The organism is Plantibacter sp. VKM Ac-2876 (genome assembly GCF_015350715.1).
GTDB classification, from domain to species: Bacteria; Actinomycetota; Actinomycetes; order Actinomycetales; family Microbacteriaceae; genus Plantibacter; species Plantibacter auratus.
The window spans coordinates 218,997-237,658 of record NZ_JADKSI010000001.1; the positions used below are offsets into that span (position 1 = coordinate 218,997).

14 protein-coding genes and 1 pseudogene are annotated in these 18,662 nt (G+C 69.9%); 12 read left to right on the forward strand and 3 right to left on the reverse strand.

Annotated elements, in window-relative coordinates; genetic code table 11:
- Positions 1 to 12 precede the first annotated feature (12 nt).
- Positions 13 to 933, reverse strand: a complete 921-nt coding sequence (locus ITJ62_RS00995; protein ID WP_194599340.1) for a phosphate/phosphite/phosphonate ABC transporter substrate-binding protein — start codon at positions 931 to 933, stop codon at positions 13 to 15.
- A gap of 262 nt (positions 934 to 1,195) precedes the next feature.
- Here ITJ62_RS00995 and ITJ62_RS01000 point away from each other — a divergent pair, with 262 nt between their 5' ends.
- Positions 1,196 to 2,341, forward strand: coding sequence for an alpha/beta hydrolase fold domain-containing protein (locus tag ITJ62_RS01000; RefSeq protein ID WP_370581780.1), 1,146 nt, complete (start codon positions 1,196 to 1,198; stop codon positions 2,339 to 2,341).
- 57 nt (positions 2,342 to 2,398) lie between these two features.
- A complete protein-coding gene (locus ITJ62_RS01005; RefSeq protein WP_194599341.1) occupies positions 2,399 to 3,829 on the forward strand; it encodes an alanine--tRNA ligase-related protein in 1,431 nt (476 codons plus the stop codon).
- Between the two features lie 14 nt (positions 3,830 to 3,843).
- Here ITJ62_RS01005 and ITJ62_RS01010 read toward each other — a convergent pair whose 3' ends face one another.
- Positions 3,844 to 5,898 carry a bifunctional lysylphosphatidylglycerol flippase/synthetase MprF gene (locus ITJ62_RS01010; protein WP_194599342.1) on the reverse strand — a complete coding sequence of 685 codons (2,055 nt, stop codon included), beginning with the start codon at positions 5,896 to 5,898 and terminating at the stop codon, positions 3,844 to 3,846.
- A 54-nt stretch (positions 5,899 to 5,952) separates the two neighbouring features.
- Entirely contained in the window at positions 5,953 to 7,548 is a 1,596-nt protein-coding gene (locus ITJ62_RS01015; RefSeq protein WP_194599343.1) for a PucR family transcriptional regulator, read from the reverse strand.
- Between the two features lie 156 nt (positions 7,549 to 7,704).
- On the opposite strand from ITJ62_RS01015, the gene gabT reads away from it, so the two are divergent.
- From gabT to ITJ62_RS01065, 10 genes and pseudogenes are all read left to right on the forward strand, one after another.
- Complete coding sequence (gene gabT / locus ITJ62_RS01020; RefSeq protein ID WP_194599344.1) at positions 7,705 to 9,069, forward strand: 4-aminobutyrate--2-oxoglutarate transaminase; 1,365 nt, start codon at positions 7,705 to 7,707, stop codon at positions 9,067 to 9,069.
- 115 nt (positions 9,070 to 9,184) lie between these two features.
- Positions 9,185 to 10,651, forward strand: a complete 1,467-nt coding sequence (locus tag ITJ62_RS01025) for an NAD-dependent succinate-semialdehyde dehydrogenase (protein ID WP_194599345.1) — start codon at positions 9,185 to 9,187, stop codon at positions 10,649 to 10,651.
- 224 nt (positions 10,652 to 10,875) lie between these two features.
- On the forward strand, positions 10,876 to 12,234 hold the full coding sequence (locus ITJ62_RS01030) for an NAD(P)/FAD-dependent oxidoreductase (RefSeq protein ID WP_137242332.1): 1,359 nt from the start codon (positions 10,876 to 10,878) through the stop codon (positions 12,232 to 12,234).
- Between the two features lie 198 nt (positions 12,235 to 12,432).
- Entirely contained in the window at positions 12,433 to 13,329 is an 897-nt protein-coding gene (locus tag ITJ62_RS01035; protein ID WP_194599346.1) for a universal stress protein, read from the forward strand.
- Positions 13,326 to 14,903 (forward strand): APC family permease, encoded by a 1,578-nt coding sequence (locus ITJ62_RS01040; RefSeq protein WP_079705048.1) that lies wholly within the window; start codon positions 13,326 to 13,328, stop codon positions 14,901 to 14,903. The genes ITJ62_RS01035 and ITJ62_RS01040 overlap by 4 nt, the downstream gene beginning before the upstream one ends.
- A 105-nt stretch (positions 14,904 to 15,008) precedes the next feature.
- Positions 15,009 to 15,269 (forward strand): phosphoribosylformylglycinamidine synthase subunit PurS, encoded by a 261-nt coding sequence (purS, locus tag ITJ62_RS01045; RefSeq protein WP_064294182.1) that lies wholly within the window; start codon positions 15,009 to 15,011, stop codon positions 15,267 to 15,269.
- Positions 15,266 to 15,967, forward strand: coding sequence for a phosphoribosylformylglycinamidine synthase subunit PurQ (purQ, locus tag ITJ62_RS01050; RefSeq protein ID WP_064294181.1), 702 nt, complete (start codon positions 15,266 to 15,268; stop codon positions 15,965 to 15,967). The genes purS and purQ overlap by 4 nt, the downstream gene beginning before the upstream one ends.
- Before the next feature lie 216 nt (positions 15,968 to 16,183).
- Positions 16,184 to 16,891 (forward strand): FadR/GntR family transcriptional regulator, encoded by a 708-nt coding sequence (locus ITJ62_RS01055; protein ID WP_194599347.1) that lies wholly within the window; start codon positions 16,184 to 16,186, stop codon positions 16,889 to 16,891.
- A gap of 132 nt (positions 16,892 to 17,023) precedes the next feature.
- Positions 17,024 to 17,530 (forward strand): annotated as a pseudogene (locus ITJ62_RS19240) (DUF222 domain-containing protein); the annotation flags it as partial.
- On the forward strand, positions 17,415 to 18,296 hold the full coding sequence (locus tag ITJ62_RS01065; protein WP_255515177.1) for an HNH endonuclease signature motif containing protein: 882 nt from the start codon (positions 17,415 to 17,417) through the stop codon (positions 18,294 to 18,296). The pseudogene ITJ62_RS19240 and the gene ITJ62_RS01065, both read left to right, overlap by 116 nt.
- The last annotated feature ends 366 nt before the right edge of the window (positions 18,297 to 18,662 follow it).

Here is an 18,662-nt window from a genome sequence, read left to right on the forward strand (position 1 = left end):
CAGAGCCTCAGATCAGGCCTGGCACTGCTTGGCGTTGGTCTTCTTGCAGATGTCGCGGATGGTGTCGTAGTACGCGTCGTCGACCGGTGAGGTGCCGTAGAAGGTCGCGCGGAAGGCGTCGCTGTCGGCGCTCTTCACGCCGGAGTCGATGATCTGGTCGATCGTGACCTCGGACAGGGCCTTCTCGAGCTTCTCCTTCACGTCGGCGGGCAGCGAGTCGGATTCGACGATCGGCGCACCGGGGACCATCGTGCGGTCGATGACCTTCACGCCGTCGTTCTTCTCGACCTCGGAGTCCTCGGCGAAGCCCGCCTCGCACTCGACGCCCTCGGCGGTCTTCGTCACCGAGACGTCGTGCTTACCGGCGAAGACCGGGGTGATGTCCTTCTCGGGGTCGATGCCGGCCTCGAGCAGGTTGTAGCTCGGGAAGAGGTACCCGGACGTCGAGGACGGGTCGACGAAGCAGACCTTCTTGCCCTTGAACTCCTCGATCTTGGTGATCGGCGAGTCCTTCGGGACGATCGCCTCGGAGTAGTAGCCCGGCTCCTGCCCCTTGACGGTGATGATCGACGAGATCGGCGTGATCTTGGCCCCGTTGTTGAGCGCGGTCACGTAGGTGAAGCCGGAGAAGGAGGCGACGTCGATCTTGCCGGCCACGGCCGCCTCGATGAGGGCCGCGTAGTCGGTCGACTCGTGGTATTCGACCTTCTTGCCGGTCTCCTGGGCGATGTAGTCCATGAGCGGCTGGTAGTTGGTCTGCGTGTCGACCGAGTCGGGGACGACGCCGAAGACGAGGGTCTGGTCGTCGACCGCGAAGGTCCCGGCCGCGGCGGAACCGGTGTCGCTGGCGCTGGCGCTCGAGCAGGCGGCCAGGCCGATCGAGAGGAGGGCGGCGGCGCCGAGCGCAGCGACGCGGGTGAGGGAGAGCTTCATGTGCTGGGACGTACCTTTCAGAAGGACCGATGCACCCGCCCGCTCCGCGCGTGGCTCCGGTGGAGCGGAACCGCGAGTGACCGACGCGGGCACTGCTGTGTGCCGTACGTGTGATCACGCTACGAGCGGCACCCGAACAGGGCCGGGCCTCCCGGTGAACAGGAGGTGAAGCCGCGCGGAAGGATCGATCAGGCAAGCCACGGTCGTCGTCTGCCGAGCCCGCCTAGACTGCTGGAATCCGCCCATCCGAGCAGCAAGGCAGGTGAGTCGTTTGCCCCTCGACCCGATCTTCGTCGAACGAGCGCGGACGCACCGCGCCTACCTCATCTCGACCGCACTCGAGCAGGCGAAGGCCTTCTTCCTGCGGCCGAAGACGACCACCGTCGCGCGCCCGAAGCCCGCTCCCGCGGCGGACCCGACGGCGACCTCCCCGAAGGCCGCCGGACCGAAGGCGAAGCCCTCGAGCCCGACGGCGAAGGCCACCACCGCCGCACCCCGCCGCAAGAAGACACGCGCACAGCACCGCAAGGCCGCGCGGAACTGGGACAAGAAGGAGCTCGCGACCGTCGGCGTCCCGGGCCCGGAGCTGCGCATCGAGGAGCACACGATCCCGGTCGTCGGCTTCCCCGACGTCCGGATCCGGCTCTACCACCCGCCCACGGCCGACGGAGACCAGGCGGTGCCCGCGGTCCTGTCCTTCTTCGGTGGGGCGTTCCGCATCGGCGGGATCGACTACCCGACGACCGACGCGGGGTTCCGTCGTCGGGCGGCCGACGCCGGCGTGGTCATCGCGGCCGTCGACTACGCGCTCGCTCCCGAGCACCGGTACCCGACCCAGCTGGAGCAGGCCCACGCGGCGCTCGAGTGGCTGTTCGCCCAGGCCACGACGCTCGGGATCGACGCGGGGCGGATCGCCGTCGCCGGGGTGTCCGCCGGCGGCAGTATCGCGGCGGCGCTCACGCTCGTGAACCGCGAACGCGGCCGGCTGCCCATCCGACTCCAGCTGCTCGAGGTGCCGGTCACGGACCTCACCGGCGGCCACATCGACCTCCGTCCCGTGCGGGAGATGGGCATCCCGAGGATCTTCGCGATCAAGGAGCTGCGCTCCGTCGCGAAGACCTACCTCCTGGATCGACGTCAGGCGAAGGAGCCGCACGCCTCGCCCCTCCTCGCCCGATCGCACGCCGACCTCCCCCGCGCCGTGATCCTCACGGCGGAGTACGACCCGCTCCGCGGCGACGGGGCGGCCTACCTCGCCGCGCTCCGGGCCGACGGCGTCGACGCGAGCGGGACGATGTACCTGGGCGCGACGCACGACACCCCCATCTTCGGCGGCGTGCTCCCCGCGGCCCGCCGCTGGCACGACGACGTCGTGACCGCCCTGCGATCACTCCACGACACAGACTGAGCCGGTCGCCGCGCCGACCGGCTTCCCCTCGGGCTCGAAAACTGGAATCGTGTCGGCATGGACGCCCACGAGATCCGCAACGCCTACCTCGACTTCCTCGAACGGAACGGCCACGCGCTGATCAAGCGGGCACCGCTCGTCCCGCGTGGCGACACGAGCACCCTGTTCAACGGCAGCGGGATGCAGGCACTCCTGCCGTACCTCCTCGGTGAGGAGCACCCCGACGGTCGGCGGCTGACCGACAGCCAGCCGTGCGTCCGGGCCCAGGACATCGAGGACGTCGGCGACAACCGGCACACCACCTTCTTCGAGATGCTCGGCAACTGGTCGCTCGGCGACTACTTCAAGGAGACGCAGATCCGGCAGTTCTTCACCTTCCTGGTCGACATCGTCGGGCTGGATCCGGAGCGGATCTCCGTCACCTGCTTCATCGGCGATCCCGCGAACGGCATCCCGCGCGACGACGAGGCCGCGTCGATCTGGGCGTCGGTGTTCGCCGAGCGCGGGGTCTCCAACGGGATCGCGGAGATCGGTTCACAGGCCGACGGCGACGCCCGCGGGGTGCGGCCCGGTGAGCGGATCTTCTTCTACGACGGCGGCGAGAACTGGTGGTCCCGCGGCGGGTCACTCGAGGGCACCCCGATCGGCGACCCGTGCGGCCCCGACAGCGAGGTGTTCTACGACTTCGGCCCCGAGTTCCAGGATCCGTCCTACGGCCTCGCCCATCCCGCGAGCGACGGCGGACGGTTCATGGAGATCGGCAACCAGGTCTTCATGCAGTACCGCCGACGCGAGGACGGCTCGTTCGAGGAACTCGCCAGGCGCAACGTGGACTTCGGCGGCGGCCTCGAACGCATCGCCGCCGCGTCGATCGACTCCGACGACGTCTTCCGCATCTCGCTCCTGTGGCCCATCGTCGAGCGACTCCAGGAGCTCACCGGGAAACGCTACGAGGACGAGACCGCCGCGATGCGCATCATCGCCGACCACCTGCGGGGTGCGACCTTCCTGGCGGTGGACGGCGTGCGTCCGTCGAACAAGGAGCAGGGCTACGTCATGCGGCGGCTGCTCCGACGGGCGATCCGGCTCGCGCTCTCGCTCGACCTCCACGAGAACTTCTTCGGCGAGATCGTGCCCGTCATCGCCGGACTGTACGCCGACGACTACCCGGAGGTGGCCGCCGCCCGCGATGAGGTCGTCGCCGTCCTCGTCAAGGAGGAGCAGTCGTTCCGACGCACGCTGGGCGCAGGGCTCCAGATGGTCCAGGGGTACGCCGGACGGGTCATGACGGGTCACGACGTGTTCCGGCTGTCCGACACGAACGGCTTCCCGAAGGAGCTGACCATCGAGGAGGCCGAGCGCCTCGGCATCGAGGTCGCTTCCGACTGGGAGACGGAGTTCGCCGCCGCCCTCGCCGAACAGCGTGCGCGGTCCCGCGGGGCGACGCACCTCGGCGCCGCGGGACTCCCGGGCGGTGACACCGCCTGAGGGTCGGCCTCCGCTCAGTCGCGCTTGAGCATGTCGATGCCGGCACCGGCGAACTGCCGGAGGGTCGCGTCCGGCAGGAACGCGCGGGTGAGCGCCGCGGCGATCCGTGTGAGGTCGCCCTCGTCGCGGTACAGGAGGTAGATCGGCTCCGATCGCGGGTTGAACTTCTGCTTGAACCGGTGGAGGGACGAGAAGCCGTAGACGGGCTCCAGGATGCCGCTGAGCTGACCGAGCAGGTGCGCGATGCGCCCCTCGTCGTCCTCCACCCGGTGCGCGAGCGGCGCACCCGAGAGCGAGAGGATCTGAGCGCCTTCCTCGGCGAAGACCTTGGCCGAGGAGGCGATGAGGAACTCCATGACCGAACCGAAGCCCTCCTCGCGTCGCCGCATGAGGTCGAGCGTCCACCCGCGGTGCTCGCCGTCGGGACCGAAGACCGGGAGCCAGCTGAGGAATCCGTCGACGTCACCGTCCGGTGAGATCGCGAGTGCCAGGCGGACCTCGGGGTCGTCGGCCTCCTGCAGGGTCCCGAGGGTGAACCGCATCTCGGGCAGACCCTTGTCGCCGACCCAGCCCTCGGAGATGGCGCGGATCTGCTGTCGGACGCCCCAGGTCTCGGCGGCGTAGGTGCTCATGCGGAAGACCATCCCCTCGCGCTCCGCCTTGTTGAGCGCCGTGCGGATGTTCGACCAGGCCTTGCCGGTGAACGCGAGACCGGGGAGGTCGACGATCGTGTCGTCGGCGATGATGAGGTCGCGCCATCCCTCGGGCATCGCGTCCTTCGTCGACTGGCTGGAACTGAAGAAGCACGGGATGAGGGAGTCACGCTCGGCCGCCTGGACGAACTCCTCGACGCTGGCCTGGAGGTGCTCCGGCGGGCCGAGCGGATCGGCGAGCACGATCGCGACGCCGGCGTGCTTCTGGTAGGGCACGAGGCCCACCGAGGTGCGGAAGTACTCCATGCCGTCCCATGTGGCCATCCAGGAGAGCGAGCCGCCGCCCTCGGTCCGGATGAGCGCGCGGGCGTCGTCCGCCGACGGCAGGTCCTGCTGCTGCTGCTTCCGCCCGACGCCGAGCTGCCGGCGTCGGTGGGACGAGAACGCGCTGCGGGTCGCGACGAGGTAGACGAGGAAGGCGAGCCAGAGCACCGACGTCGCCAGGAACACGTCGGTGTCGCCCCAGTCGATCGGGAGGTCGGCGGGATCGAGCGGCGACAGCGCCAGGTACAGCACCGCGACCAGGACGTTGAGGATCGCCCAGACGACGCTCAGCACCCACGCCCAGCGGCGACCGAGCCGCAGGCCGTTGGCGACGACGATGATCACGACCGTGTCGAGCGCGACGTCCAGCCACGGCCCCTCCGCCGGAGCGGTCGGACCGAACGGACCGTTGGTCGGCACGAGCAGGGCGACGATCTGGACGACACCGAGGGCCACGCTCGTCGTGAACGCGAGCAGTCGGCGCTCGCGCACGCTGGCCCGCTGGATGCGGAAGGAACGGTTCACCGCGAGGACGAAGAGCACCGCGAAGGCGTGCTCGAGGTCCGCGAGCGAGCCGATGAAGAGGACCCCGATCGCAGCGTAGGACGCGACGATGATCCAGCCCCGCTGCCGCCACGGAGAGGCGAAGAGCGACACACACGCGGCGAAGCAGGCCATCGTCCCGCCGGACGGACCGACGTCGAGCATCCCGGCGAGGCTCGTCGCCCAGGGCCAGGGCAGCTGACTCGCGGCCCAGAGGAACCCGGCGGTGGCGAGGACGGCGACGAGCTGACCGGCGGCGAAGGTGATGAGCGCCACCTTCGATCCCCGCCACCACTCCAGCAGGCCAACCCAGGCGAACCCGATCACCGCGAACACGTAGGCCCACGGCTCCACGACGAGGAACGTCCCGGTGACAGGAGTCCACCAGCGTCCCGCCTCGAAGGCGGGCAGGCCGTAGGCGACCGCGTCCCACCACGGTTGCGCCGTCGTCGACTCCCAGAGGCCACGCCCGACGACACCCACGACGAGGACGATCAGCACCAGGACGATCGTGACCGGCACCCGGGCGACCACCGTTCGGATCCTCATGCGCGCTGCCCCCTTCGTGGCTCCACGGAGCACACGCGCGCCGTGCGGTCGAGGCTACAGAACGGCCGCGCGGGACCGCAACGCATCGGCGTCCGGCAGGCTGACCAGCGCGAGCCAGAGTTCGGCCCGGGCGGCGAAGGGGTCGAGGGGTCGCCCGAGCACCTGTTCGACCCGGGTGATGCGGTTGCGGAGCGTGTGTCGATGGATCCCGAGTCGCCGCGCGGCGGGCTCCCACTGACCGTTCGCCTCGAGCCAGCCGCGGAGGCTCGGCACGAGGTCGGAGCCCTCCTCGCGGTCGACGCGGAGCACGGGCTCGAGCAGTTCCTCGGCCACGGCGGCGGCGCGGACGGGGTCGAGCAACCCGGCCATCCCCGCTGCGGCGAGCGCCCCGAACCGAACGACAGCCTCGCCGGCGGAGACCGCGTGCTCGTGTGCGGAGACCGCCTGCTCGATCCCCGTCGTCAGTTCGGCGAGCGCGACGGCTCGGGAGAGGCCGAGCCGCCGAGCGGGGGCCGCCGCGATCACCGCCTCGACCGCCCGATCGACGTTCGTCTCGGTGTCCCCCTCGGCCGCTGCGAGGAGGAGGACGGGCCGTCCGTCCTGTTCGGCGACGAAGAGCGAACCTGGACTGAGCGTCTCGGCCCGTTCCAGCTCGGCGAGGAGCGCCTCGCGCGCTTCGGTCGGCCCGGAGCAGACGCCGACACGAACCGCTCCGGTCGGCAACGGCGTACCGAGCTGTTCGGCGACCTCGCGCGCCGCGGTGGTCTGTCCGGCGCGGAGCAGCTGCCAGACACCGGTGCGCAGCGAGCGCCCCGCCCGTCCGAGCGCACCGCCCTGCTCGAGGGTGAGCCCGGCGATGGCGACGACGGAGGTCACGACGCTCTGGGCCGCGGCGTCCAACGGGCCGTCGGTCCCGGCGATGGCGAGCACGCCCCGGAGGTCCCCGCGCCGACCGAGGGTCTGCAGCGAGACCGTGCGGGTGCGGCTCGCGAGCGTCGCACCCGACCGCTGTCCGCGGCTCAGGAGCATGGTGGCCTCGCCGGCCACCCGCTCCAGGAGGCGCTCGGTCTCGGGACCGGCGGTGGGCCCGTCGCCCGCGATCGCCACCGGCGTCGCATGCGCGTCGAAGAGCACGACCCAGGCACCGAGGGACCGCGCGAGTTCGGTGACGACGGCGGCCGTCGCGTCGGGGCGGAGCGCGGCGAACGCGATGGCGCGCTGGGCGCCCAGGGCCCAGGCGTCCCTCGCCCGCGCCGCCTCGGTGAGGAGGTCGGCCGCGTACCGGATGACGGCGATGAACGGCGTGCGGTACGGGACCTCGATGAGCGGCATCCCGTGCGCCGCGCAGGCCTCGGCGAGTTCCGGCGGCGTCCCGGCCGTGATTACCTCAGTACCGAACCCCAGTCCGGCGACACCGGCGTCGGCGAGACGGGCGACGTACGCCTCGACCTGCGTCGTCGACACCGCGGTCCCGAACTGCGTGCCCGTCGTGAGCAGCACCTGGTCGGCGAGGAGGAAGGGCGTGGGGTCCGGCAGATCCGACCCGGAGACCCAGGCGACCTGCCGGTCGAGCGCGCCCTCGGTCCCGGCCACCACGAGCTTCAGGCCGAGCGCACGGTGGTCGAGGAGGTCCTGCAGCGTCGGTGCCATGGCGTGAGTCTACGCACGGATGCCGGATCGTCCAACCGATGCGCTTTGAATGGACAGAATGTCGACTGCCTCGACGCGAACCGCTGCCTAGCCTGGTGGCACTGCTCGCGGACGACCTCGGCGCCCCCGCCGGACGCGGCAGCCGAAGGAGTACCGATGACGAGCAGCACCGCAGCCCCAGCGCCCTCCATCCTCGGCGGCCCCTCGCTCCCGCAGGAACGTCGCCTCGTCACCGCCATCCCCGGACCGATCTCCGAGGAACTCATGGCCCGGAAGCACGCCGCGGTCGCGTCCGGCGTCGGCACCACGATGCCGGTGTTCGCGGCCGGCGCGGGCGGTGGCGTCCTCGTCGACGTCGACGGCAACTCCCTGATCGACCTCGGGTCCGGCATCGCCGTGACCGGCGTGGGCAACAGCAACCCGCGCGTCGTCGAGGCCGTCACCCGACAGCTGCAGGAGTTCACCCACACCTGCTTCACCATCACCCCCTACGACTCCTACGTCGAGGTCGCCGAGGCGCTCAACCGCCTCACCCCCGGCGACCACACCAAGCGCACGGCACTGTTCAACTCGGGCGCCGAAGCGGTCGAGAACGCGGTGAAGATCGCCCGCAGCCACACGAAGAAGCAGGCGGTCGTCGCCTTCGACCACGCGTACCACGGCCGCACGAACCTGACGATGGCCCTCACCGCCAAGTCCATGCCCTACAAGAGCGGCTTCGGCCCCTTCGCCTCCGAGGTGTACCGTGCACCGCTGTCCTACCCCTTCCGCGACGGCGGGCTCACCGGCGCCGAGGCGGCACAGCGCGCGATCACCCAGATCGAGAAGCAGATCGGCGCAGACAACCTCGCGGCGATCATCATCGAACCCATCCAGGGCGAGGGCGGCTTCATCGTCCCGGCGGACGGCTTCCTGCCGACACTGCTCGACTGGGCCCGCGCGAATGACGTCGTCTTCATCGCCGACGAGGTGCAGACCGGCTTCGCCCGCACGGGTGCGATGTTCGCGTCCGAGCACTTCGACATCGTGCCCGACCTCATCATCACCGCCAAGGGCATCGCGGGCGGCCTGCCACTCTCCGCCGTCACCGGACGCGCGGAGATCATGGACGCCCCGCACGCCGGCGGCCTCGGCGGCACCTACGGCGGCAACCCGCTCGCCTGTGTCGCCGCCCTGGCGGCGATCGAAGCGTACGAGGAGGAGGACCTCGCAGCCTCGGCCCGGGCGATCGAAACCCGCATCGTCGACCGCTTCACCGCGGCGCAGGTCTCCGACCCCCGCATCGGCGACATCCGCGGACGCGGCGCCATGATGGCGGTCGAGTTCGTCGACCCAGCCACCGGCGAGCCCGACGCCGCCCTCACGGCACGCGTCGCCAAGGCCGCCCACCAGGCCGGCGTCATCGTCCTGACCTGCGGCACCTACGGCAACGTGGTCCGCTTCCTCCCGCCGCTGACCATCCCCCTCGAGCTGCTCGACGAAGGACTCGACGTCGTCCTCGAGGCGCTCGCCGCGAACTGACGCCCCGCCCTTCGACAAGCTCAGGGACCGATGTAGTCGTCCCCGAGCTTGTCGAGGGGCATGCACGCTGAAACACTGTGACCGACGGCACCGACACCACCAAGGAGCTCCACCCATGACCGACGCACGTGAAACCGATCTGCTCGCCAAGGTCCCGAACGGCCTGTTCATCGGAGGCGTCTGGCGCGACGCGACGGAGGGCGCGACGCTCGACGTGAGCGACCCGTCCACCGGCGACGTCATCAAGACGATCGCGGACGCCTCGGTCGCCGACGGCACGGCGGCCCTCGACGCCGCGGTCGCCGCCCAGGACGAGTGGGCGGCGACCGCTCCCCGCACCCGCTCGAACATCCTCCGGAAGGCCTTCGACCTCCTCCAGGAGCGTCGCGAGGAGTTCGCCCTCCTCATGACGCTCGAGATGGGCAAGCCGCTCGCCGAGGCGAACGGCGAGGTCACTTACGGTGGTGAGTTCCTCCGCTGGTTCTCCGAGGAGGCCGTCCGCATCTCCGGACGCTACGGGTCGAACCCCGAGGGCACCGGCATGATGACCGTCTCGCAGCACCCCGTCGGTCCGTGCTTCCTCATCACCCCGTGGAACTTCCCCCTCGCGATGGCGACCCGCAAGATCGCCCCGGCGCTCGCCGCCGGCTGCACGGTCGTCGTCAAGCCCGCCGAGCTCACGCCGCTCACGACCCTGTACTTCGTGAAGCTGCTCGAGGACGCCGGTCTCCCCGCAGGCGTCGTGAACGTCATCACCACCTCCAGCTCCTCCGCGGTCTCCGGCCCGATCATCGCCGACCCGCGGCTCCGCAAGCTGAGCTTCACGGGCTCGACGGCCGTCGGTCAGAAGCTCATCGAACAGTCCGCGAAGAACGTCCTCCGCACCTCGATGGAGCTCGGTGGCAACGCCCCGTTCGTCGTGTTCGAGGACGCCGACCTCGACAAGGCCGTGGAGGGCGCGATGGCCGCCAAGTTCCGCAACATCGGACAGGCGTGCACCGCGGCGAACCGCTTCATCGTCCACCGCGACGTCGCGGGCGAATTCGCGAAGCGCGTCACCGAGAAGGTCAACGCGTTCCGCATCGGCCGCGGCACCGAGGACGGCGTGACGATCGGCCCGCTCATCGACGACCGCGCGGTCACGAAGGCGAAGACCCTCGTGGGCGACGCCGTCGAGCGCGGCGCCGAGGTCCTCACCGGCGGCGAGGCCGTCGACGGACCGGGCACCTTCTTCCAGCCGACGGTCGTCACCGGGGTCGTGCCGGGGTCCGACATCCTCCGCGAGGAGATCTTCGGCCCGGTCCTCGCGATCGTGCCGTTCGACGACGAGGACGAGGCCGTGCGGCTCGCGAACGACACCGAGTACGGGCTCGTCTCCTACGTGTTCACCACCGACCTCGCCCGCGGACAGCGCATGATCGGCCGTCTGCAGACCGGCATGATGGGCCTCAACGTCGGCGTCATCTCGAACGCCGCCGCGCCGTTCGGTGGTGTCAAGCAGTCGGGCATCGGTCGCGAGGGCGGACTCGAGGGCATCCACGAGTACCTGTACACGAAGTACACCATGACGCCCATCGGCTGACACGCGTCGGTCGAAGCGACGGAAACCGTCGCTGATCGTCGTTTCGACCGGCGACCTCGCCATCCTCGGTTCCATCCGACCGCCGGATCCGCCATACTCGACTATCGACGCCGGTCCCGAGCATCACCCGAGCACCACCCCGGTCACCCGAGCACCACCCCGGTCACCCGAGCTCCACCCCGGTCCCTGAGCTTGTCGAAGGGCCACGAACAGGAAGACACCTCATGAGCGCTATCGAACGCGACGTCGTCATCATCGGCGCCGGGGCCTCCGGGCTCACGGCCGCCACCAAGCTCCGCGCGGCGGGCCTGTCCGTCGCCGTCCTCGAGGCGCGCGACCGCGTCGGTGGTCGCCTCTGGACGAACCACATCGACGGAGCCATGCTCGAGCTGGGCGGCCAGTGGGTCTCCCCCGACCAGACCGCGCTGCTCGCCACGCTCGAGGAGCTCGGGCTCGACACCTACTCCCGCTACCGCGAGGGCGACAGCGTCTACGTCAACGCCGAGGGCGTGCGCACCCGCTTCACGGGCGACATCTTCCCCGTCGCCGAGTCGACCGCAGCCGAGATGGAGCGACTCATCACCCTCCTCGACGAGCTCGTCGAGGAGGTCGGCGTCACCGAGCCGTGGGCGCACGCCCGGGCGAAGGAGTACGACCGCATCTCGTGGAGCGCCTGGCTCGCCGAGCAGACGGACGACGTCGAGGCGCGCGACAACATCGCCCTCTTCATCGCCGCCGCGATGCTCACGAAGCCCTCCCACTCCTTCTCGCTCCTGCAGGCGCTCCTCATGGCGGCGTCCGCCGGCAGCTTCACCCACCTCGTCGAGGCCGACTTCATCCTCGACAAGCGCGTCGTCGGCGGCCTGCAGCAGGTTCCGATCAAGCTCGCCGAGGCCCTCGGCGACGACGTCCACCTGTCCTCGCCCGTGCGTCGCCTCGAGTGGTCCGACGCCGGCGTCTCGGCCGAGGCGGACAGCGTGACGGTCAACGCGCGGTACGCGATCGTGGCCGTCCCGCCGAACCTGTACTCCCGCATCGATTTCCAGCCGCCGCTGCCGCGCCTCAGCCACCAGATGCACCAGCACATGTCGCTCGGGCTCGTCATCAAGGTCCACGCCGTGTACGAGACGCCGTTCTGGCGCGAGGACGGCCTCTCGGCCACCGCATTCAGCCCGTACGAGCTCGTCCACGAGGCCTACGACAACACGAACCACGAGGACCCGCGCGGCACGCTCGTCGGGTTCGTCTCGGACGAGCGCGCCGACGAGGTCTTCAAGCTGAGTGCGGAGGAGCGTCGCGAGCGGATCCTCACCTCGCTGTCCCACTACTACGGCGAGCAGGCCCTCTCCCCCGTCGTCTACTACGAGAGCGACTGGGGCAGCGAGGAGTGGACGCGAGGCGCGTACGCGGCGAGCTTCGACCTCGGTGGCCTCTCGCGCTACGGCGCCATGCAGTCGACGCCGGTCGGTCCGATCTTCTGGTCGACGAGCGACCTCGCCGCCGAGGGCTACCAGCACGTGGACGGCGCGATCCGCAAGGGCGCCGACACCGCTGAGGCGATCATCGCCCGCCACCAGGCGTAAGCGTCTCCCGGTTCCTGAGCCTGTCGAAGGGCCTCGGTCCCTGCCCTTCGACAAGCTCAGGAACCGCGTGTCGAAGGGCGCTCCTCCCCTCCCCGCCCTTGTCGAGCGCCCACCCCCGTCGATACCCTGCACCAACGAAACACCCGCACACCGCCGTGCAGTCCGGCACCTTCGCACCCGATCGAAAGCGAACACCAGATGAGATACATCGTTGGCTACACCGATACGCCGGCGGGACGCGACGCGCTCGCGCTCGGCATCCGGATCGCTCGGACCACCGGAGCCCGGCTCGACATCGTCCTCGTGCTCGCGAACGAGGAACGCCCGACGATCACGCCGGCCGATCCCGGGTACGAACGGTTCCTCCGCGAGACGGCCGACCGCTGGCTCGCCGAGGCGCTCGACGCGGTCCCCGCCGACATCACGGCCAAGACGCACCTCGTGTACGACGAGTCGTTCGCGGAGGGCCTCTTGGAGGCCTCCCGCATCCTCGAGGGCGGGCTCATCATCATCGGTGCGGCGCGCGGCGGACTCCTCGGCCGGTTCACGCTCGGCAGCGTCGCGAACACGCTCCTGCACTCGGCGGTCGTCCCGGTCGCCCTCGCTCCGGTCGGCAGCCGCGACCTCCTCGAGGCCCAGCCGACCGGCGGCACGGTCAGCCGCATCACCTGCGCGATCGGCACCCGTGCCGGCGCGCACCAGCTGCTCGACGCGGCGATCGTCGTCGCCAAGAACGCGGTCATCCCGCTCCGCCTGGTCTCGCTCGTCGCGCTCGACCAGCCCGAGGGTGCCGAGCACCCCGAGGCGACCGCCCGGGCCGAGTCGCACGCGGCGGAAGTCCTCGCCTACGCGACCGAGCACCTGCCGAAGGACATCGCCGTGACCACCGAGATCGCCTCGGGCACCCGCATCGAGGACGCCGTCTCGCACCTCGAATGGAAGCCCGCGGAGATCGTGCTCGTCGGTTCCAGCCGACTCGCCACCCCCAAGCACCTCTTCCTCGGCTCCACGGCAGCGAAGATGCTGCGTGAGCTCCCCGTACCCATGGTGGTCGTGCCCCGCGACTCCGTGCTGACCCTCGGAGACCCGACATGACTCCTCCCGAAACCACCCCGCCTCGCGACGTCGCCCACCCCGAGACGACCGCGACGGGCGCCCTCTCCAAGAAGGGCCTCGGCGCCGGCACCGTCGGCCTCGTCGGCGCGATCGTCATCGGCATCTCGTGCATCGCCCCGGCGTACACCCTGACCGGTGCCCTCGGTCCGACCGTCGCGGAGGTCGGCACCCACGTGCCGGCCATCTTCCTCGTCGGCTTCATCCCGATGCTGCTGGTCGCCTTCGGCTACCGGGAGCTCAACAGCCGCATGCCGGACTCCGGCACCTCGTTCACCTGGGCGACGCGCGCGTTCGGTCCGTGGGTCGGTTGGATGGCCGGTTGGGGCCTCATCGCCGCGACCATCGTCGTGCTCTCGAACCTCGCGGGCATCGCGGTCGACTTCTTCTACCTGATGCTGTCGCAGATCTTCCAGAACCCCGACATCGCGGGCCTCACGTCGAACCCGTTCATCAACGTCATCACCTGTCTGGCGTTCATGCTCGGGGCGACGCTCATCTCCTACCGCGACATGCAGACGACGCAGAAGCTGCAGTACGTGCTCGTGGGCTTCCAGTTGCTCGTGATGGTGCTGTTCGGCATCGTCGCCTTCGCGCACGTCGCGGGCGGTGACGCGTTCGACGCCCTCCCGATCTCGCTCGACTGGTTCAACCCGTTCGCCGTCGGCTCGTTCAGCGCCTTTGCCGCCGGCCTGTCGCTCTCCATCTTCATCTTCTGGGGTTGGGACGTCACGCTGACGATGAGCGAGGAGACGAAGGGGTCGAGCTCGACGCCCGGCAAGGCCGCCACGGCCACGGTCGTCATCATCGTCGTCCTCTACCTGTTCCTGTCGGTCGCGCTCATCAACTACGCGGGCGTCGGCGACGGCGAGTTCGGGCTCGGCAACGAGGACATCCAGGGCAACGTGTTCTTCTCGCTCGCAGGGCCCATCCTCGGTCCGCTCGCGATCCTCGTGTCGATCGCGGTGCTGTCGTCCTCGGCCGCCTCGCTGCAGTCGACGTTCGTCTCCCCTGCGCGGACCCTGCTCGCCATGGGACACTACGGCGCGCTGTCGCCGAAGTTCTCGAAGGTGCACCCGAAGTTCTTCACGCCCGGCTACGCGACGATCGTCTCCAGTGTCGTCGCGTCGGTGTTCTACGCGGTCATGCGCTTCATCTCCGAGGACGTGCTCTGGGACACGATCACGACCCTCGGCATGATGATCTGCTTCTACTACGGCCTGACGGCGTTCGCGTGCGTCTGGTACTTCCGGAAGCAGTGGTTCTCGAGCGCACGGAACTTCTTCTTCCAGTTCTTCTCCCCGCTCGTCGGCGGTCTCATCCTGGGTGTGCTGTTCTTCACCACGATCATCGAGAGCGCGGACCCCGACTACGGCAGCGGCTCGAACATCGGCGGTGTCGGGCTCGTGTTCATCCTCGGCATGATCATCATCGTGGCGGGCATCGTCATCATGCTCATCCAGGCGAAGCTCCGACCGGACTTCTTCCGCAACAAGACGCTCGCCCGCGGCATCGCCGGCGACGCGAACGAAGCGGACGCCGCCCTCCCCGAATGACCGGATGACCTCGACGCCCGTCCGACGCTCCGCCGTCGGACGGGCGTCGTGCGCTCGGCGCTAGACTGTTCGCATCCCCGCCGCGTCGCAACGAAAGAGACCTCCGTGCCGACCATCGTCGTAGAAGTCATGCCGAAAGCCGAACTGCTGGACCCCCAGGGCAAGGCCGTCGCCGGCGCCCTCGCGCGTCTCGGCAAGAGCGAGTTCACCGATGTCCGCATCGGCAAGCGCTTCGAGCTCACGGTCGACGGCCCCATCACCGACGCCACGCGCGCCACGGTGCAGCAGATCGCCGACGACATCCTCTCGAACGCCGTGATCGAGGACGTCGTAGCCATCCACTACCCCGAGGGCTCCGAGGCATGACGACCCGTATCGGTGTCATCACCTTCCCCGGTTCGCTCGACGACCGCGACGCCCAGCGCGCGGTCCGCATGGCGGGTGCCGAGCCCGTCGCGCTCTGGCACGGCGACCACGACCTCCAGGGCGTCGACGCCGTCATCCTGCCGGGTGGCTTCAGCTACGGCGACTACCTCCGTGCCGGCGCGATCGCCGCGGTCTCGCCGATCATGACCGAGCTGAAGGACGCCGCCGGCAAGGGCATGCCGATCCTCGGGATCTGCAACGGCTTCCAGATGCTCGTCGAGGCGCACCTGCTGCCCGGCGGCCTCATCCGGAACGCCCACCAGCAGTTCATCCGTCGCGACCAGCTGCTCACGGTCGAGAACGCCGACACCGCCTGGACCCACCAGTTCTCGAAGGGGCAGGAGATCACCATCCCGCTCAAGAACGCCGACGGCGGTTACATCGCCGACGCCGAGACCTTGGCACGCGTCGAGGGCGAGGGCCTGGTCGCCTTCCGCTACGCGGGCGTGAACCCGAACGGCTCGCTCGACGACATCGCCGGCCTCACGAACCCGGCCGGCAACGTCGTCGGGCTCATGCCGCACCCCGAGCACGCGATCGAGCCGGGCTTCGGTCCCGACACCCCGCTCGCGATGCGCTCCGGTGTCGACGGTCTCGCCTTCTTCACGAGCGCCGTGCAGGCCCTCCAGGCGGTCTAGCCAGCACACATCGTCTCCACGCCCGTCCCGATCCGTCGGGGCGGGCGTGTTGCGTCGGTGGATGGATCCCGCAGCGCCGCCCCGGTCCCTGAGCCCCACCCCGATTCCAGAGCCCCATTCCGGCCCCTGAGCCTCAATCCGGTCCCTGAGCTTGTCGAAGGGCGTCCCGCGCCACCGGCTACCATCGACACTGGTCGGACCAATCGAGGGGGCAGCATGGCGGAGCCGCTCGAAGCGCTCGTGGCGAGGCTCGTCGAACTGGCCACGCCGGAGCCCGGCACCACCGCGCGGCGACTGCCTCCGGAACGCGAGCTCGGCGAGGCACTGCAGATGAGCCGCGGCGCCCTTCGCGAACAGCTCGCGGTCCTCGAACGGCTCGGCTTCCTCCACCGCACCCAGGGTCGGGGCACCTCCATTGACGCCCCGGGCGACGACTTCGTCCGCAGTTGGTTCACCATCTCCCGTCAGCTGGGCTACCTGTCCGACGATCAGTTCGCCCGCTCGCGCATGATGCTGGAGGAGACCGTCGCCGAGGCGGCCGCCGGGCTCGTCACCGACGAGGCGGTCGCGGTGTTGCGCGACGACGTCGACCGCATGATCGCCGCGACGCTCGCCGGGGATCACGATGCGGCGCTCGAGGCCGACGTCGACTTCCACAGCCGACTGAACGCCATCGTCGACGATCCGATCTTCCGGCTCATGCACGAGGGCTTCAGTCACGTGCTGCGCGAGACGATCCGGCAGCGTCGACTCCGCGCGATCGAGGTGGAGCAGCCGGACGACCGCGGCGTGCGGCGTACCGACAGCGTGCACTACGCCGTCGTCGACGCCCTGGCCGCTCGAGACGCCGAGGGCGCTCGACGCGCGATGCGCCAGCACTTCGAGGACTGGTTGCAGCTCGAAGCCGACGACGGCGCGAGCTGACGCGTCGCGGCCGCCACGCCGTCCGGGCAAGCTCAACCGGCCCCTGAGCCTGTCGAAGGGTCCACGAGGACACTTCCACAACCGCCCCCACTCAGCATCTGGAATGTCAGTGGTTCGTGGTGGACTTGGTTCATGACCGAGACCACCCTCACCGCGATCCGCGTCGGCGATGAATACGCCGCGCAGCTCGCGGAGTTCTCGGACGAGTACGCGGAAATCCAACGGCTGCGGGCGGCTCTCGATGCACGTGAGGCCCGGCTGCTTGCTCGATCTGCCGCCTACGCGGACGCCTTCGCAGACGTCACGGTCCCGGCCGTCTTCCCGCCCGCGGAACGGCAGGCGCTCTCGCGCCGGTCGACCTGCGCAGCCCTCGCGATGGCGACCCGCACGCCCGAGCGGACCGTTCAACGGGCGACGAACGACGCCGAGCGCCTCGTGAACGAAGCCCCAGCCGTGCTCGCGTCGCTCGAGGCCGGCCGCATCTCGGTCCGGCACGCGCAGACGATCATCGACCAACTCAGTGATGTGCCGACCGCAGGGCGAGCGGTGTTCCTCGCTGAGGTACTGCCGGTTGCGGAAGAGTCCACCAACGCGAACCTCCGCAAGCGCGCCCGCGTCCTGCGCGAGCGCCTCCACCCCGGAATCGATCACCGCCAGAGCGGTCCGCTCGGAGGCCGACCGTCGGGTCGAGTTCGAGCCCGCCGCAGACGGCATGGCGTGGGTGCACCTGTTCACCACAGCGCCGATCGCGCAGGGCATCCTCGAGCGCGTCGAGGCGGCCGCCGCGGACTCGCGCTCAGCGGGCGACACTCGCACGTGCGCCCAGCTGCAGGCAGACGCCCTTGCGGCGCTCGCGCTCACCGGCGTGACCCCGGAAGATGTCATGTCGAGCCCGGTCCTCCCGCACCCCCTCGAGGTGCAGGAGCACATCAAGCCGACCGTGCAGATCACCGTCCCGGCGCTCACCATGGCCGGCGTCTCCGACGCACCCGGCATGCTCGACGGCTACGGTCCGATCGACCCCGAGACCGCCGCACGCATCGCGGTGAACGCCCCCAGCTTCACCCGGATCCTCGTCCAACCGGAAACCGGCGCGGTCCTCTCCGTCGGGCGGAACCAGTACCGCGTTCCGGCCGACCTCCAGCGCGCGGTCCGCCTACGGGACGGCACCTGTCGGGCACCGGGCTGCCGGCGACGCGCCAGAGCCTGCGACCTCGACCATTCAGTCGCGTGGGACGACGGCGGGACGACAGATGTCGGGAACCTCGCGTGCCTCTGCCGACATCACCACCGGATGAAGCACCTCCCCGGCTGGAACCTCGACCACAGGCCCGGCGGGGTACTCGAGTGGACGACACCCGACGGGAAACACCACCGGACCGAACCTGACCCTGCACCGTTCTGAACAGCTCCGGTGCCGGAGCCTGTCGAAGGGTTCCTCGTGGGCACTTCGACAGGCTCAGTGACCGTGCTGGACTGTGCTCGCACGCTTTTCGGTCCCCGAGCCTGTCGAAGGGCAGCCGAGCCGCGCCACCTCGGTCATCGGGCTGGCATCGCCCGCATCACCCTCGATCTCTGAGCTGCACCGCACTGAGCCCGTCAAGTGTCGAAAGCCACTCCGGCACCTCGACACGCTCGGTGACCAGGAGAGGCCTGCCCCAATACCCCGGTCCCTGAGCCTGTCGACGGGCAGCCGGGCGTCCACCACCGGGCGGTTGCCCGCGTCGACACCGGCAGCTACGATTGGTCCAACCAATCCCCCGGAGGACGC